At 70.1% G+C, this 16,875-nt stretch carries 15 protein-coding genes; 13 read left to right on the forward strand and 2 right to left on the reverse strand.

What is annotated here, in order from left to right; all coding sequences use genetic code 11:
• Position 1: 1 nt before the first annotated feature.
• A complete protein-coding gene (locus WCE37_RS11380) occupies positions 2-1,513 on the reverse strand; it encodes a hypothetical protein (RefSeq protein WP_343279475.1) in 1,512 nt (503 codons plus the stop codon).
• Between the two features lie 95 nt (positions 1,514-1,608).
• On the opposite strand from WCE37_RS11380, the gene WCE37_RS11385 reads away from it, so the two are divergent.
• Genes WCE37_RS11385 through WCE37_RS11405 form a run of 5 tightly spaced genes read left to right on the forward strand, consistent with a single transcriptional unit; the run spans position 1,609 to position 7,733 of the window.
• Positions 1,609-2,565 carry a glycosyltransferase family 2 protein gene (locus WCE37_RS11385; RefSeq protein ID WP_343279476.1) on the forward strand — a complete coding sequence of 319 codons (957 nt, stop codon included), beginning with the start codon at positions 1,609-1,611 and terminating at the stop codon, positions 2,563-2,565.
• A complete protein-coding gene (locus WCE37_RS11390; protein ID WP_343279477.1) occupies positions 2,558-3,592 on the forward strand; it encodes a GNAT family N-acetyltransferase in 1,035 nt (344 codons plus the stop codon). The genes WCE37_RS11385 and WCE37_RS11390 overlap by 8 nt, the downstream gene beginning before the upstream one ends.
• Positions 3,589-4,356: a class I SAM-dependent methyltransferase gene (locus tag WCE37_RS11395; protein WP_343279478.1), complete on the forward strand. Its 768-nt coding sequence runs from the start codon at positions 3,589-3,591 to the stop codon at positions 4,354-4,356. Before WCE37_RS11390 ends, WCE37_RS11395 begins: the two co-directional genes overlap by 4 nt.
• Positions 4,353-5,486: a dTDP-4-amino-4,6-dideoxygalactose transaminase gene (rffA, locus tag WCE37_RS11400; protein WP_343279479.1), complete on the forward strand. Its 1,134-nt coding sequence runs from the start codon at positions 4,353-4,355 to the stop codon at positions 5,484-5,486. The genes WCE37_RS11395 and rffA overlap by 4 nt, the downstream gene beginning before the upstream one ends.
• A gap of 9 nt (positions 5,487-5,495) precedes the next feature.
• Positions 5,496-7,733 (forward strand): hypothetical protein, encoded by a 2,238-nt coding sequence (locus WCE37_RS11405; RefSeq protein WP_343279480.1) that lies wholly within the window; start codon positions 5,496-5,498, stop codon positions 7,731-7,733.
• Here the strand turns inward: WCE37_RS11405 and WCE37_RS11410 are convergent.
• Positions 7,730-9,286 carry a hypothetical protein gene (locus WCE37_RS11410; RefSeq protein WP_343279481.1) on the reverse strand — a complete coding sequence of 519 codons (1,557 nt, stop codon included), beginning with the start codon at positions 9,284-9,286 and terminating at the stop codon, positions 7,730-7,732. The genes WCE37_RS11405 and WCE37_RS11410 overlap by 4 nt on opposite strands.
• A 129-nt stretch (positions 9,287-9,415) precedes the next feature.
• Between WCE37_RS11410 and WCE37_RS11415 the strand changes: the two genes are divergently transcribed.
• The 8 genes from WCE37_RS11415 (at position 9,416) to WCE37_RS11450 (ending at position 16,827) form a co-directional block, all read left to right on the forward strand.
• Positions 9,416-10,522: a DegT/DnrJ/EryC1/StrS family aminotransferase gene (locus WCE37_RS11415; RefSeq protein ID WP_343279482.1), complete on the forward strand. Its 1,107-nt coding sequence runs from the start codon at positions 9,416-9,418 to the stop codon at positions 10,520-10,522.
• Positions 10,507-11,463 carry a glycosyltransferase family 2 protein gene (locus WCE37_RS11420; protein ID WP_343279483.1) on the forward strand — a complete coding sequence of 319 codons (957 nt, stop codon included), beginning with the start codon at positions 10,507-10,509 and terminating at the stop codon, positions 11,461-11,463. Before WCE37_RS11415 ends, WCE37_RS11420 begins: the two co-directional genes overlap by 16 nt.
• On the forward strand, positions 11,463-12,473 hold the full coding sequence (locus WCE37_RS11425) for a WxcM-like domain-containing protein (protein WP_343279484.1): 1,011 nt from the start codon (positions 11,463-11,465) through the stop codon (positions 12,471-12,473). The genes WCE37_RS11420 and WCE37_RS11425 overlap by 1 nt, the downstream gene beginning before the upstream one ends.
• The gene (locus tag WCE37_RS11430) at positions 12,470-12,880 is read left to right on the forward strand and encodes a GtrA family protein (RefSeq protein WP_343279485.1); all 411 of its coding nucleotides are present in this window, start codon (positions 12,470-12,472) and stop codon (positions 12,878-12,880) included. Before WCE37_RS11425 ends, WCE37_RS11430 begins: the two co-directional genes overlap by 4 nt.
• 89 nt (positions 12,881-12,969) lie before the next feature.
• Positions 12,970-13,722, forward strand: a complete 753-nt coding sequence (locus tag WCE37_RS11435) for an electron transfer flavoprotein subunit beta/FixA family protein (protein WP_343279486.1) — start codon at positions 12,970-12,972, stop codon at positions 13,720-13,722.
• Positions 13,722-14,660, forward strand: coding sequence for an electron transfer flavoprotein subunit alpha/FixB family protein (locus WCE37_RS11440; RefSeq protein WP_343279487.1), 939 nt, complete (start codon positions 13,722-13,724; stop codon positions 14,658-14,660). Before WCE37_RS11435 ends, WCE37_RS11440 begins: the two co-directional genes overlap by 1 nt.
• Positions 14,657-15,817, forward strand: a complete 1,161-nt coding sequence (locus WCE37_RS11445; RefSeq protein ID WP_343279488.1) for a glycosyltransferase — start codon at positions 14,657-14,659, stop codon at positions 15,815-15,817. Before WCE37_RS11440 ends, WCE37_RS11445 begins: the two co-directional genes overlap by 4 nt.
• Positions 15,814-16,827, forward strand: coding sequence for a lysylphosphatidylglycerol synthase domain-containing protein (locus WCE37_RS11450; protein WP_343279489.1), 1,014 nt, complete (start codon positions 15,814-15,816; stop codon positions 16,825-16,827). Before WCE37_RS11445 ends, WCE37_RS11450 begins: the two co-directional genes overlap by 4 nt.
• Positions 16,828-16,875: the final 48 nt, after the last annotated feature.

Consider the following 16,875-nt stretch of genomic DNA (forward strand, 5'->3'; position numbering starts at 1 on the left):
CTCAGCGCGCTGGCTCTGCCTGGCGCGGGCCGGCGGCCTCGGCCAGGTCCGGGTGGCTGGCGCGGAACCGCGGCGAAAACAGGTTCAGGCGATGCTCCACCAGCATCGCCATCAGCGCGATGCGCGTCGCCTCGGGGCGAACGCAGATATCAATGCCGACCGCGCATGGATCCGGCGGCGTGCGGGGATCGCGGGCCACCGCCGCCATGTCGCGCGCCATCACCACATAGGCCGCGCGATATCCGGGCAGTCGCTCCCAGGCATGGACCGCCAGCGCCGCCTGGGCCGCGAGCAACAGCAGCGCCACGCAGGCGGCGACCGCGGCACCGCGCACGCTGCGCAGGGCGCCGGGCGCCAGCGCCATCAGCAGCAGCGCCACGATGCCGAGCTGGTAGAAAACCGCGTAGCGTCCCTGCTCCAGGAATTCCGCGCCGCGCACGAACACCCGGCCGTAGAGTATTCCGGCAACCATGGCGTAGAACAGCAGCATCAGCGCCACCGCGACGAACCAGGTGGCGCCGGGGCGCAGGCGTAGCGCCCGCCACCAGAACCAGCCGTGTGCGATGGCCACCAGCACCGCCAGCGCGATGCGCGCCGCCTCCCATCCGTCGCCGAACGCCGTGCGCAGCGTTGCCGCAGGCACCAGGCCCATGGTGAGCGGAGTCACCAGCCACTGCCAGGCATCCCGCCATTGCGCGGCCAGGCCTGTCACGCGCTCGGCCAGGCCGACGTTGAAGTCAGGATTGGTGGTGCCCCTGATTTCGCCGAATGCCATGTAGATGCCGCGGCACACAAGCAGCACCAGCGCCATGAGGACGACGACCCGTATCGCGTCGCGCATGCGCCCTTCCCGCGCACCCGCGAAAAGCAGCGCCGGCGCGACCGCCGCGACCAGCAGCACCGCCGAGTCGTCGCCGACGATGCCTGCGGCCGCCGCCGCCAGCAGCATCGGCCAGGCGGTGCGGTCGCGGTAGGCAAGCCACGCGGCCGCGAGCGTCGCGAAGCACAGCAGATAGAAAGCGTGCGCCATGGTGACCATGGGGTAGACGTAGACATCCGCCGTGGCCGGCGACACCTGGACGGCGACGATGGCGGCCAGCAGCAGCGCTGCGGCGCAAGGACCCATGGCATGCGTCGCGGCCTGGCGCCGGTCCCGGAGCACGATCGCGCACAGCAGCAGCCAGCCGCCTGCCGCGCAGGCCAGGCCGAACCAGGACTCGAGCCGGAAATCCAGGCCGAACCAGCGCGCATTGGCCAGCATCAACAGCTTGTTGAGGGGTTGGGCATGGTCGACGCCGGCGCGCTTGACCAGGAAATCGCCGAAGCCCGCGCCCTCTTCCAGCGCCACGCGCAGGAAGGTGTCGATGAAGGTCCAGTTGTCCGAATACACCAGCGGGTTCGCCATCCGGCCGGCGAACGCGAACGCGTTTACAAGCATCGCCAGTGCGAGCATCCAGGGCAGCGCGCACAGGATCCGGCCTGGCCGGGAAACGGGAGCTGGACTCGGCGCCATGATTTTCGCGTCATGCGTCCTTCGGCCCGGGAGTATAGCGGCGCGCCACGACCCGGGCATGTCCAAGGCTCCCGCGTTGCGGCACTATTGCAGGCATGCCCGAACCCTTCCGCCAGCCGACGCTCAGCATCGTCTCACCCGTCTACGGTTGCGCAGGCTGCCTGGAGGAACTGGTGGAACGCAGCAAGCGCGCGTTTGCCGCATCCGAGCATCTCGAGATCCTGCTGGTCGACGACGGCAGTCCGGACGATGCATGGCAGCGGATCGATGAACTCGCACGCCTGCATCCCGAAGTGCGCGGCCTGCGCCTGTCGCGCAACTTCGGCCAGCACGCCGCGATCTATGCCGGCCTTGAACATGCGCGCGGCGCGCATGTGGTGGTCATGGACTGCGACCTGCAGGACCAGCCCGAGGAGATCCCGGCGCTGCTGGCGCGCGCGCGCGCCGGCACCGACGTCATCCATGCCCAGCGCAGCGCGCGACGCGACGGAATCGGCAAACGCCTCAGCTCATGGTGCTTCTACCGTGTCCTCGCGTGGCTGACCGGCGTCCCCCAGGACCACCGCGTGGCCAATTTCGGCGTGTATTCGCGCCGCGTGGTCGAGCTGCTGCTGTCCATGCCCGAGAGCGACCGCTGCTTTCCGCTGATGGTGCGCTGGACCGGCCTGCCTTCGGAATCGGTTCCCGTCGCCCATGCCGCACGCGGGCACGGGCGCAGTGCCTACAGCCTGCGCAAGGCCGCGCGACTTGCCCTGGGCGTGGCGCTCTCGCATTCGGACAAGCCGCTGCGCCTTGTGGTGAAGGCGGGCATGGCGGTGTCGCTGTTCGCGTTCGGCGTGGTGCTGGCAGCAGTCTACTTCTGGGCCAGCGGCCGCACCGGCGTCGCCGGCTACACCAGCATCATCGCGTCGATCTGGCTGCTGTGCGGCATCCTGATGTTCTGCGTGGGCGTGGTGGGCATGTACGTGGGCCAGGTGTTCAAGGACGGCAAGCGTCGCCCCGCGTTCGTGGTGGAGCGCGAGCTCAACCCGCCGCAGCCCGGCGATGCTTGAGCAGTCCACGCTCGCGCGTTCGGCGCTCGACAGCGCGCGCTTCGGCCTGGAGGTCTGGCGTGCCGCGCGGCTCGACGGCGCCCCGCTTGCCGAACTGCTCGACAGCACCGCCGACGTTGCCATCTACCGCCTGCCGGTGGGCACTTCCGCCCCTGTCCGCGCGCTGGTGGCGCACGGCTTCGACGTCATCGATGCCGGCGTGCTGGTCTATTACACGCTCGACCTCACCGGCTGCATGCCACGGCCGGTGATGAACCGCGACGTCACGATTTCGCTCGCCTCCGAGGATGACGACGAAACCCTGGGCATCCTGGTCGAGGACAGCTTTCGCGACTATGCCAGCCACTACCTCGCCAATCCGCTGTTCGCGCGCCCGCTCGCGCTGGCCGGCTATCGCGAGTGGGCGATGCGCCACCGCAGCGACGGACGCACCAGCACCTGGATCGCGCGTCGCGACGGCCGCGCCATCGCATTCGCCAGCTGCGAGGCGGACCCGCAGGCCGGTATCGCGAACGGCAGCATCTATGGGGTCCTGGGCTCTGAATCCGGCGGCGGCCTGTTCTCCGACCTGATCCGCCACACGCAGGCCCACTACCAGCGGCTTGGTTTCCGCGAGATGCGCATGTCCACCAAGGTCGACAACTTCGCGGTGCAGAAGGTGTGGGGTCGCGAGGGCTTCCACCTGTATGCCGCCTTCGACACGCTGCACGTCAACGCCATGCTTGGCGCCGCGGCTCGACCCGTGGCCACGCGGCGCTATGCGCCGGGCGCGGCGGCCACGGCTACGGACGGACAGCTGTCCGGGGCGGAGTTCGCGGCGCTCGCGTCGCAGGCCGCAGGCGCAGCGCTGGTGCCGGTTTCGCAGTCGACCCTGCAGTTGGCAGGCATCAGTCCCGCAAGCGGCCATGTGCTCACCGTGCGCGCAGGCTGGCCGTCGACCGAGGGCACCGTGCGGGCGAACGCTTGGCTGCACGACGAGCATGGTCGCGCCTGTGCGTTCTCCCAGGCCTGGTGCGCGGCAGGATGAGCACACGCGGCGGTGGTTTCGATACCGCGTACTTTCCCAGGCTGGCCGCGCTTGAGGCCGGCAACTTCTGGTTCCGGGCGCGCAACCGCCTGCTGCTGCGGCTGCTGGACCGCCACGGTGGCAGCGTGCGCGACTACCTGGAGGTGGGCTGCGGCACCGGCTTCGTGCTCTCGGCGGTGGCCGCCCGCTTCCCGGGATGGCAGGTCACGGGCAGCGAGTACCTTCCCGGCAGCCTGCAGTTCGCGGGCCAGCGCGTGCCGCGGGCCGGGCTGCTGCGCCTGGATGCCCGCGCCCTGCCCTTCACCGCGGCCTTCGATGCCATCGGCGCCTACGACGTTCTCGAACACATCGACGACGACCTGCTTGCGCTGCGCAGCCTGCGCCAGGCGCTTCGGCCCGGCGGCATCGTGGTCCTCAGCGTTCCGCAGCACCCGTGGCTGTGGAGCAGGCAGGACGATGCCGCGCACCACGTGCGTCGTTACGCCCGCGGCGAACTCGAGGGCAAGCTGCGCGAGACCGGCTTCGAACCCGCGTGGAGCAGCAGCTTCACCGCGCTGCTGCTTCCGCTGATGGCGCTTTCCCGGCTGCGCCCGCAGCGCGCGGACGCGGAGCACGATGCATTGGCCGAACTCGCCCTGCCGCGCCCGCTGGATGCCGCCTTCGAGTGCGTGATGCGCGCAGAAGAAGCCCTTCATGCCATCGGTCTGCGCTTCCCGGCGGGCGGCAGCCGGGTGGTGGTCGCACGCCGCGGAGGACCCCGATGATCCCGTTCAACCGCCCCTGCATGACCGGCGACGAGCTCGCCAACATCGCCGCGGCGCACTCCGCCGGCCACCTGTCCGGCGATGGCGCCTTCACCCGTCGCTGCCACGCGTGGCTGGAGCGCGAGACCGGCGCGGCACGGGCGCTGCTGACCCATTCCTGCACGGCCGCGCTGGAGATGTCCGCGCTGCTGGCCGATGTCGGTCCGGGCGACGAAGTGATCATGCCGTCCTACACCTTCGTCTCCACCGCCAACGCCTTCGCGCTCCGTGGCGCGACGCCGGTATTCGTCGACGTGCGCGAAGACACGCTCAACCTCGATGAAACCCTGGTCGAAGCCGCGGTGACGGCGCGCACGCGCGCGATCTGCGTGGTGCACTACGCCGGAGTGGCCTGCGAGATGGACGCCATCCTCGACATCGCCGCGCGCCACGGCCTGCTGGTGGTGGAGGATGCAGCCCAGGCGCTGATGTCGCGCTATCGCGGCCGGCCGCTGGGAAGCCTGGGGGCGCTCGGTACCTTCAGCTTCCACGAAACCAAGAACGTGATGTGCGGCGAGGGCGGCGCGCTTCTCGTCAACGACCCGGCGCTGGCCGCGCGCGCCGAGATCATCCGCGAGAAGGGCACCAACCGCGGCCGGTTCCGCCGTGGCGAAGTCGACAAATACACCTGGTGCGGCCTCGGTTCGTCCTATCTTCCCGGCGAGGTCACCGCCGCCTTCCTTGCCGCCCAGCTCGACCACGCCCGCGAGCTCACCGATGGCCGCCTCGCGCTGTGGCGGCGCTACCACGACTGGGCCGATTCGCACGAGCGCGCCGGGCGCGTACGCCGCCCCGTGGTGCCCGAGCACTGCGAGCACAACGCGCACATGTACTACCTGCTGGCGCCCGACGCCGCGGCGCGCGGCCGGATCCTGGAGTCGCTGCGCGCCGTCGGCGTGCTCTCGGTGTTCCACTACGTACCGCTGCACTCGTCTCCCGCGGGCGCGCGCCTCGGCCGGGCGCACGGCGGGCTCGAAGTCACCGACGACATCGCCGCGCGGCTCTTCCGGTTGCCAATGTGGATCGGCCTGGATCCACACATGGACCGCGTGCTGGAAGCCGCCGACCGCGCCCTGCGCATGCTGGGCTGACCCGTGGTGATGGCGCCGCCCGGGGTTGCCCCATCGACCCGCAAGCGCGCTTGGCTGCGCGAAATCCTGGTCCTGGCGCTGGTCGCGCTGGCGGTGTTCGCGATCGCGCGCGTGCACTACGCCGGCCAGACGCTTGCCCGCGGCCCCGACCAGGCCGACATGCTGCTGGCGTTCTTCAACGAAGCCAGCCACGCCATCGAGGAGGAAGGCCTGCTCGCGGCGATGTATACCGAGCGTGTGCGTGCCGGCGAGTCGAACTGGTCGAACCCGAACTACCACATGCTCTACCCGCTGTACTTCAACTGGGCGGGCGCGGATGCCTCGCCGGAGGCGACCCTCGACCGGCTCAACTTCATCATCATGCTGCACCTCGCGCTGCTTGGCGCAGGTACGTACGCGCTGGCCCGGGCGCTGGGCGTTCGCCCGGTGCCGGCCGTGGTGGTGGCGCTGGCGATCCCCTGGTTCCCGGCGGTGCGCGCCGCCGCCGGCTGGCCCCACATCATCGCCGGCATGGCGTGGGTCCCCTGGCTGCTGGCGGCGCAGGTCCGCCTGTACCGGGGATCGGGCTGGCGCCGGCAGGCACCGGTGGCGCTGCTGCTGGCGCTGGCCGCCATCCTGCTGGTGTACGCGCATCCGGCGCAGAACCTGGTGCTCGCGGCCTGGGCCTCGGGCTGGACATGGGTGCTGGTGGGCGCACAGGCGGCAGCCGCGCGCGACGCCAGGGCGCTGCGCGCGCTGGCCGCGACCAGCGCCTGGATCGCGGCGGCGGCGGCGGTCGTGTTCGCCGCCAGCTGGCCCTACCTGTCCGAAATCCTGGCCTTCCACGGTCGCTCCATCCGCTGGCTGGGCGAGGCCGGGGGCCACGTCATCGGCCACCAGCCGGTACCCGTGGCCGCGCTGCGGCACCACGCGCTGGCCCCCTCCGACGCCAACCTGCTGCTGTCGTTCGAGTACCGGCGCGGCATCGGCAATGCCTATCTCGGCGCCGCGGTGATGGTGGCGGCGCTGTGCGTGTTCGCTCGCCACCTGCCGGCAACGCCCGCCATCCGCTGCGCACGCGCGATGCTCGTCTGCGGCCTGTTTGCGGTGGCATCCTGCTTCGCGCCGCTGGCGCCACTGCTAGCGACGCTGCCGCTGGCCAACCTGGTGCGAGAACTCATCTGGTGGTCCTGCCTGGCCGTAGTGCTGCTGCTGCCGGTGGCGGCACTGGGCCTGCAGTCCCTGCGCGAGCGCGCCCCGCCCGCGCCCGCACGCGACGGCTGGGCCTGGCTCGCGGCGCTGGCCCTGGCGGCCGCGGGGGCAGCCATCGTGGCCTCCGGCACGGCCTACCGGCTCGGCGCCTTGGTGGCCCTGCTGCTGGCGTTCGGCGCGCTGGCCTGGTGCATGCGTGGCCGCCGTGGCGGCCAGGTCCCGTTCGTGTTCGCCTGCTCGCTGCTGTTCTTCGCCACCGTCTGGGCACCATTCCGGCACAACATCGCGTTCGCGTACCACGACGCGATGCTGTTCCATCCCGACCGCGTCCAAGCGCATGCCGATGCCGCAGCCCTCGCGTCGCGGCTTGGCGGACTGGACCAATACCGCTTCCTCCTGGGCTCCGGCGTCGAGAACGCCCACCTGCTCACGCATGCCTGGACCGTGCATGGCTTCCGTTCGATCCACGGTGGCATCGGCCCCGCGGAATACACCAAATACCAGCTGCTTTCACAGGCCAATCCCGCCGTGTCGGCGCTGTTCGGCGTCCGCTGGTCGCTCTGGCCGGAAGATGGTGCGCGGCCGGGCGATGAATTGCTGCGCCCGGGCCTGGTGCTGCGTACCGATCCGCAGGCACTGCCGCGGCTGTTTTTCCTGTCCTCGGGCGTCGAGGTTGTGGACTCGCCGATCGCGGAGCTACGGCGCCTGGGCAGCGCGTCACCACTGCGCGCGATGGTCCGTGCCGGCGACCTGCCCGCTGGATTCGACGCGGATGCACATGCCGGCAACGGACGACGGGACGGCGAAGTCACGATCAGCCGGAACGACCGCACGCTGGTGGAGGCGACGGTCCAGGTCCCGGGCCAGGGCCTGTTGATCCTCAACGAGGACCCCGCCGCCCGCTGGCACGCCACCCTCGACGGCCGGCCGGTGGCGATGTTTCGCGTCAACGGCTACCAGTCCGCGATCGCCATACCCGGCGCCGGTCTTCATTCAGTGCGCATCGAGCGCCCTGCGCGGCTGCTGGGAGGCGCCGGCCGCGTGCCGGCGGACTAGCGCGCGGCGCCTGGCCCGCGCGCCGCCGCGCAGATCTCGCGCGCGGTCACCAGCCGGCCGTTGCCGTCGGGCTCAAACGCGAGCACGGGCAGTCCTTCCATCGCACAGGCCTGCAGAGGCGGCGCAACCGAAAGCCGCAGGTCGTGGCGCGCCCTGCCACCCTCGACAGGATTCTGGTAGCAGGGCGTGGGCCCCGGCGCGAACACCACCCAGCGCTGGTCGAAGCCGCGCTTGCGGTGCAGGAACAGGGTGCCATTGCCGCACCAGGGCGAAGGCCCTTCGAAGCCATGCAGCCCGACAAGCGCCGCATCCCCGAGCTCCGCACGAACCGATTCGAGCAGTTCGAGCATGCGCCTGTTGACGGATTCGCCCGCCGCATAGCGCTGGGCAAGCGAAAGGCGTGCATCGTGGTGGGCCCATGCCGCCAGCAGCGCGACCAGGAGCGCGGCCACGAAGGGCACGGCACGGCCATGCCGGCGTCTGCCGGCCCGCGACCACTGCCAATACCCCAGCGCGACCGCAAGCATCGCCGCCATCCACGGCAGCCACGCATAGGCGCGATACCCGGGCATGTTGTTTGGAATCAGCGCGTACGGCAGCGCCAGCGCCAGCACGGTAGCGGCGAACCAGAGCACCCGCAGCCTCAGGGCCGGGACGAGGCACAGCGCCGCGCACGCAGCGGCCGACAGCAGCGTGGCCACACCGGTGTAACCGATGAACAGCTTGCGCAGCGCACCCAGCAGCGCCGCCGGAGCCAGCTCCACCGCGTACGACGCGCTGCTGGTGTCCGGCGAGAACAGCCCGGCGACGAAGGGATTGCGATCGTATGCGCTCCAGGCCATCGAGCCGCAGGTGATCGCGACGAACAGCAGCGACAGCACCAACCGCGCGCGCACTGCCAGGCGGCCCCGTCGCACGTTGCCCGCCTCGCCCGCGTTGCCCGCGTCGCCCGCGTCGCGATCCAGCGTCCACAGCAGGACCAGCAGCAGCAGCGGAGGCAGCAGGAAGTCCTCCTTGGCGAACGCACTGGCCAGATAGGCCAGCGCGGCGAGCAGGCAGGGCCACAGCCTGCCGCCACGCCAGCCGCGCCACAGCAGCAACAGGCTGGCCAGACCGAAGCCGTGCGACACGAGGTTGGTCATCAGCCCGAGGTACTTGCCGTGCTCGAAGGCGCCGGCATGGCTGAACAGCACCACGCCGCACACCGCTGCCGGCAGCATGCCGATGCCGACGCCGAACACCTCGCGCAGGAGCAGCAGCACCAGCCACGCGACCATCACGGTGGACGCGGCAAGGATCACGTAGCTCGCCACCTGGCCGCAGGCCGCCGCCAGGAAAATGATGTTGGTCGACACCGGGCGCTTCCAGTTCCAGCCCATGTCGGCAAGCGAGCCGGCCAAGAAGGAGAAGTCGTCGGGGTAGTAGGGGAACGGGCTGTTGGGCGTCAGTCCGAATGCGAACGCCAAGTACGCCGCGGCCAGCACCAGCAGCAGCCAGCCCGCGTGCAGGCCCTGCGCGGCATGCGTGCCGATGTCCACCTTCCCCTGTCGCATCGTGTCCTCGCCGTCGGCCGGCCCCGGCGGATCATAGCTTGCAACCTGGTCGTGACCCTGGCCGTGCTGGCCCCGGGGGCATCCAATGGGGTTCTGGCAGAATGTGGGATCACCGTTCCGGCATGACGCATGCAAGTCGAACCCGTACCGCTCAACTCGCTGGCCCGCCATGTCGCACCGCTGCGCGCCAGGCTTCTTGCCGCGATGGAGTCGGTCCTGGACAGCGGCCACTATGTACTCGGTGCCGGTGTGGAAGCATTCGAAACCGCGTTCGCGGAGTACTGTGGCACCGCGCACTGCGTTGGCGTGGCCAACGGCAGCGATGCGCTGGAGCTGGCCTTGAAGGCGACGGGTGTCGGCCAGGGCGACCGCGTGGCGATGGCGGCCAACGCCGCGATGTATGCGGCCACTGCCGCCCTGGCCTGCGGGGCGGAGCCGGTGTTCGTCGATGTCGGCGAAGACGCGACGCTGGACCCGGCCGCACTCGAACGCGCCTGCGACGGAAGCCACCCGGTGCGCGCGGTCGTGGTCACGCATCTTTACGGTCGCCTTGCGCAGATGGACCCGGTCATGGCGACCTGCAATGCACGCGGCATCGCCCTGGTCGAGGATTGCGCGCAGGCCCACGGCGCGCGCGCGCGCGACGGCCGCCGGGCAGGCGCATTCGGCAATGCAGCGGCCTTCAGCTTCTACCCCACCAAGAACCTCGGCGCCCTCGGCGATGCCGGTGCGGTGACCAGCCGCGACCCCGCGGTCGCGTCGCGCGTGCGCGCGCTGCGGCAGTACGGCTGGGAGCGCAAGTACGTCAACGCCGCCAGCGGCGGCCGCAACAGTCGCCTCGACGAACTGCAGGCGCGGGTGCTTTCGGAAAAGCTGCCGCTGCTGGACGGCTGGAACCTGCGCCGGCGCGAGATCGCCAACCGGTACTCGAATGGCATCCGCAATCAGGGGATCACGGTGCCCGGGCCGGCTGGCGAGGAGCATGTCGCACACCTCTACGTCGTGTACTGCGAAGCTCGCGACCGGCTCCGTGCACATCTCGCGGCGGCCGGCATCGCCAGCGACGTGCACTACCCCCTGCCGGACCACCGGCAACCCTGCTTCGGCGCACGACATGCCAAGCTGTCGCTGCCGGTCACCGAGCGCCACGCGCGCACGGCACTGTCCCTGCCCTGCTTTCCCGAACTGACCGATCGCGAGGTCGAAAGGGTGATCGACGCATGCAACCGCTTCTGATCCCGGCGCTGAGCGTGGTCGTGCCGGTGTACGGCAACGCCCGCTCGATCCCGCGACTGCTGCAGGCGCTGGCCGGGCTGGCGCGCGAGGTGGACGGCGGCTTCGAAGCGGTATTCGTGGTCGATGGAAGCCCGGACGACAGCCACGCCCTGTTGCGCGAAGCGCTTCCCGGCGCCGGTTTCAACGCACAGCTGGTCGAGCTGACGCGCAATTTCGGCGCGTTCCCGGCGATCCGCGTTGGCCTTGAGCGCGCGCGCGGACGCGTCATCGCGGTGATGGCCGCCGACCTCCAGGAACCGCCGGAGCTTGCGTCCTGCTTCCTGGAAGCGCTGCGCGACGGCCAGGCGGATGTCGGGTTCGGCATTCGCGACGGCCGCGAGGACCCGGCGGCTTCCCGGCTCATGTCGACCCTGTTCTGGTCCCTCTACCGCCGCCTGGTCATGCCCGACATCCCCCGCGGCGGCGTCGACATCTTCGCCGTGACCTCTGATTTCCGTGACCGTCTGCTGACGCTGCAGGAGTCGAACACGAGCCTTTTGGCACAGCTGTTCTGGCTCGGTGGCCGCCGCGTGTTCCTGCCGTACTCGCGCCTGCGCCGCGAGCACGGCCGCAGCGCCTGGACCCTGCGCAAGAAGCTCCGCTATTTCTCCGACAGCGTGTTCGCCTTCAGCGACCTGCCGGTCCGGATCCTGTTTATGACCGGCGCCCTGGCCCTGGTCACGGCCGTGCTGCTGGCGGTGGTGGTGCTGATAGCCCGCGTTTCCGGATGGGTCACCGTGCCCGGCTATGCGGCAACGGTGTTCACCATCCTGTTCTTCGGCGCCATCAACACCCTGGGGCTCGGCGTGGTCGGCAGCTACGCCTGGCGCACGTTCGAAAACACCAAGGCACGTCCGCTGGCCCTGGTGCACTCCGAGGAAACATTCGAGGACGATGATTGATGGACCATTTCGTACATCCCAACGCACTGTGCGAAAGCGATGACATCGGCGCCGGCACCCGGATATGGGCCTTTGCCCACGTGCTCCCGGGCGCGCGCATCGGGCGCGACTGCAACGTCTGCGACGGCGTGTTCATCGAGGGCGACGTGATCGTTGGCGACCGCAGCACCATCAAGTGCGGCGTGCAGCTCTGGGACGGCGTGCGCCTTGGCGACGACGTCTTCGTCGGCCCCAACGCCACCTTCAGCAACGACCCGTTCCCGCGCAGCCGCAAGCGCCCGGAGCGCTACAGCGAGACAGTGGTCGAGGATGGCGCGTCGATCGGCGCCAATGCCACCCTGCTCCCGGGCCTGCGCATCGGCCGCGGAGCAATGATCGGCGCCGGCGCGGTGATCACGCGTTCGGTGCCGGCGAACGCGATCGTGGTTGGCAACCCGGCGCGCATCGTGGGCTATGTCACCGATGTCGACGGCGGCCGTATCGATGCGCAGGTAGTCGATGCCGGCACCGCGGCGGCCACGGACTCCAGAGCCGACTCCCGCGACGCGGGTGGGCATCAGGCCTCGCCCGGGAATGCCGGCCCCGGCGTCCAGTACGGCGACGGCGGCGCGCGCCTGCACCGCATGCCGCGCTTCATCGACCTGCGTGGTTCGCTGTCGGTGGGCGAGTTCAACGTCGACCTGCCCTTCGCGCCGCAGCGCTATTTCCTGGTGTTCGGCGTGCCATCGCGCGAAACGCGGGGTGAGCACGCACACCGCGAATGCCACCAGTTCCTGGTCTGCACGCACGGCTCGGTGCGGGTGCTGGCCGACGACGGCCACCACCGTCGCGAATTTCTGCTTGATTCGCCCGACAGCGGCCTGCACCTGCCGCCGATGACCTGGGGCACGCAGTTCCAGTACTCGCCCGACGCCGTGCTGCTGGTGTTTGCTTCCCAGGCCTATGACGCCGCCGACTACATCCGCGACTACGACGAGTTCCTGGCGCTGGTCGCGGCCCGCCGGGCATGAACGGCATGCTTTCCGCGCTGCGTGGCAACGGCGGCTCCGCCGTCCTGCTGCGGTTCGTGGCCGTCGGCGCGGTCAATACGTTCTCCTGCCTGGTGGTGTACTGGCTGTTTCTGCCGTGGCTGCCGCCGCAGGGCGCCTATGCGGCCAGCTTCGTCTTCGGCGTCTGCTTCGGCTACCTGCTGCACAGCCGCTATGCGTTTCGCGCCCAGCGCAGCTGGCGCAGCTTTGCGGCGTGGCCGCTGGTCTGCCTGGCCGGCTGGGCCGTCGGCGCGGGCGTGCTGGAACTCGCCATCGGCCCGCTTGGCATTGATCCGCGCGTGGCACCGCTGCTGTCGGTAGCGGCCAGCGTCCCGGTCACCTTCCTGCTCGGGCGCCGCGTGATGGGCCCCCGCGCCGCCCGCGGTTGAGCGCCCCCGCCGCCGCATTCGCACACGCGTCCGCCGCCGGCTAAAATCACGGGGTTCCGCCCTTTCTCCCCCAAGGACTCACCGCAACGATGAAGATCCTCGTCGGCTACAAGCGAGTGGTGGACTACAACGTCCGCATCCAGGTCAAGCCGGACGGCTCCGGCGTGGTCACCGACGGCGTCAAGCTGTCGGCCAATCCCTTCGATGAAATCGCCCTGGAAGAGGCCCTGCGCCTGCGCGACAAGGGCATCGCCACCGAGGTCGTGGTCGCCACGATTGCTCCTGCCGACGCCCAGGCCCACCTGCGCAACGGCCTGGCCATGGGCGCCAACCGCGCCATCCACGTCGTGACCGAGGCAGGCCAGGACGTGCAGCCGCTGGCGGCCGCGCGCGCCCTGCTGAAGCTGGTCGAGAAGGAATCGCCGGACATCGTGATCCTCGGCAAGCAGGCGATCGACGACGACGCCAACCAGACCGGCCAGATGCTGGCCACCCTCTGGGGCCGCCCGCAGGCGACGTTCGCCTCCAAGCTCGAGGTCGCCGACGGCAAGGCCACGGTCACCCGCGAGGTCGACGCCGGTCTGGAAACGCTGGAAGTCGACCTGCCGGCGGTCATCACCACCGACCTGCGCCTGAACGAGCCGCGCTTCATCAAGCTGCCCGACATCATGAAGGCCAAATCCAAGCCGATGGAGTCGATCGCTTGGGCCGAGCTTGGCGTCGAAGAAGGCCAGGGGCTGAAGACCACGCACCACGCCGCGCCCGCGAAGCGCAGCAAGGGCGTGATGGTGAAGGATGCGGCCGAGCTCGTTGCCGCACTCAAGGACAAGGGGTTGCTCTGATGGCCAAGGTTCTCATCGTTGCCGAACACCAGGACGGCAAGCTCAACGGTTCCACCGCCAAGTGCGTGTCCGCCGCGCAGGCGCTCTCGCCGGAAGCCATCGACATCGTGGTGCTCGCCGCCGACCCCGCCGCGGTGGCCGCCGAGGCCGCGCAGATCGCCGGCGTCAGCCGCGTGCTCACCGTCGCCAATGATGCCAACGCCAACGCCATCGCCCAGGTGCTGGCGCCGCAGATTGCGAAGCTGGCCGAGGGCTACAGCCACGTTTTCGGTCCCAGCTCCACCTTCGGCAAGGACCTGATGCCCTGCGTGGCCGCGCTGCTGGGCGTGCCGCAGGTGTCGGACCTGATGTCGGTCGAGGGCGAGCACAGCTTCAAGCGCCCGATTTACGCCGGCAACGCCATCGTCACCGTCGAGGCACCCGCCGACCAGACCGTGGTTGCCACGGTGCGCACGGCCTCCTGGAAGGAAGCCGGCAAGGGCGGCAGCGCCGCGGTCCAGGCCGCGAGCGTCGAGGCTGCGCTACCGACGCACAGCCGCTTCGTGGGCCTGGCCGCGGGCAGCTCCGATCGTCCGGACCTGCAGGCCGCCAGGCGCGTGGTCTCGGGCGGTCGCGGCGTGGGCTCGGCGGAGAACTTCGACGTCATCTACAAGTTCGCCGACAAGCTGGGCGCCGCCGTGGGCGCGTCGCGCGCCGCGGTCGACGCCGGCTACTGCCCCAACGAGATGCAGGTCGGGCAGACCGGCAAGATCATCGCGCCCGAGCTGTATGTCGCGATCGGCATCAGTGGCGCGATCCAGCACCTCACCGGGATCAAGGACGCGGGCACGATCGTCGCGATCAACAAGGATGCGGATGCCGCGATCTTCGAGATCGCCGACATCGGGCTGGTCGGCGACCTGTTCCAGGTGCTGCCGGAGCTGGAAGCCGCACTTTGAGCGAAGCCCCGCATGCCAGTCCCGGCATCGGCCGGGTGGTGCTGTGGGGCACCTGCGACACGGGCAAGCCGCGCGTGCGGATACTGATCGACGGCCTGCGCGCGCAGGGCGTCGAGGTGATCGAAATCCGCGCCGATCCGTGGCGCGGGATCGAGGACAAGAGCCAGGTCAAAGGCATCGGCCGCTGGCTTGGATTGCTGGCGCGGATCGCGATTGCCTATCCCAGGCTGGCATGGGCCTACCTGCGGGCACCGGCGCACGACTGGGTCCTGCTCGGATATCCGTCGATCCCCGACATCTTCGTGATCCGGCTGCTGGCATGGATGCGCGGCGCGCGCGTGGCCATGGACTGGTTCCTGTCCGCCTACGACACCATCGTGCTGGACCGGCGGCTGGTCGGTCCACGCCATCCCCTGGCGTGGCTGGTGTACGCGGCGGAATGGGTGGCGGTACGGCTGGCGGACGCGCCGTTCATGGATACCGCGACGCATGCGCGGCGCATGGAACAGTTGTTCGGGCTGGCGCCGGGAGCCTGCGGCCACGTCTGGGTGGGCGTGGAGCGCGGGTTCCTCGAGTCAGCCGACCCCGCTCCCGCGGATCATGCCGCTCCCGGCGGACCGACCCGCGTCCTGTTCTACGGACAGTTCATTCCGCTCCACGGCATCCCGACGATCATCGAGGCCGCGCGAATCCTGCGCGAAGAGCCAGTGCAGTGGACGATCGTGGGCCGGGGCCAGGAAGCACCGCAGGTGCGCGCAATGCTCAACGCAGACCCATTGCCCGCGCTGCGCTGGGTGGACTGGATCGAGTACGCGCAGCTCCGCCGCGAGATCCTCTCGGCCGATGCCTGCCTCGGCATCTTCGGTACCTCGGACAAGGCCGCGAGCGTGATTCCCAACAAGGTGTTCCAGATCCTGGCCACCGGCCGGCCGCTGATCACACGCGATTCCAATGCCGTTCGCGAGCTGGTCGGGAACGGTGGCAGTGACATCGCGCTGGTCCCGGCCGGAGACGCCGATGCGCTTGCCGCCGCCGTGCTTGGCTGGCACCGCAACCCGCCGCGGCCCGATCCGCGCCGCGCCGGACTGGGCCAGCGCACAACGCCGGTGGCGATCGGCCGGCAGCTGCTGGGCATCTTGCAGGGGGCAAAGCCATGAGTCGCTGGGTGCGCTGGCTGGGTTCGCTGCTGGCCATCGCCGGCAGCGCGGTCTTCATCGGCTTCGTGTTGCGGACGCTGGACTTCGCAAGCCTGCGCGAGCACCTCAATCCACGGAGCTTCGCCGCGCTCGGCGTCGCCACCCTGCTGTACACCCTGGTCATGCCGCTGAGCGCCTTCGCGTGGCAGCGGATCCTCGCGGCGCTCGGCCACCGGGAAAGGCTTTTCCCTCTGGTGGCCATCGTCTCCGCCACGCAGGTCGGCAAGTACCTGCCGGGCAATGTCGGGCATCATGTCGGCCGCATCGGCCTTTCGATCGCATTGGGAATCCCGCTTGCGGTCCTGGTCGCCAGCATGGCCTACGAAGTGGCGCTGCTGCTGCTCGCCCACCTGTTCATCGCACTGGCCAGCGGCGCCCTCTCTGGCCCGGGCCTGGGCGTGCTCCTGCGGCTGGGCGACAGTGATTCCGCAATCGTCATCGCCGTGGCGATCGCCGTGCTCGGGCTTGCCGCATTGCCGCTGCTGTCGCGCCTGCTCCCGTGGTTCACCGGGCTCGTAGTCAAGCGTCGCGGCGGATCCGGCACACCGCCACGTCCGTTGCCGATGGCGACGATGTTCGAGGTCCTGGGGCTGTACGCGATCGCGATGCTGCTGACCGGGGGCGGGCTGGCGGCGCTCAGCCATGGCCTGTTCCCCGGGGAGCCCGTCGACTACGCACTTCTGGTAGCTGCATTCACCCTGGCCTGGGCGGTCGGCTTCGTGACTCCGGGCGCGCCCGCCGGCCTGGGTGTCCGCGAGGGACTGCTGCTGCTGCTGCTCGCACACGGCCTGGGCACGGCGAACGCCACGCTGCTGATCCTCATGCTGCGGATAGCGACCACCCTGGGCGACCTGCTCTGCTTCGTCGCCGGGCTGTCCATGATGCCGCGCACCCGGGCCCTCCGGAGCAAGCAGGCGGCCAGCCAGGCCGCAACGCTTGACCCTCCTGCGGGCGACGGACATCTGCGGTAATCTCCGCAGCCTGGCGCCCTGCCCGGCCCCCATCCCACGACCTTCGAC

The sequence above is a fragment of the Luteimonas sp. MJ250 genome (genome assembly GCF_039548455.1).
GTDB lineage: Bacteria > Pseudomonadota > Gammaproteobacteria > Xanthomonadales > Xanthomonadaceae > Luteimonas.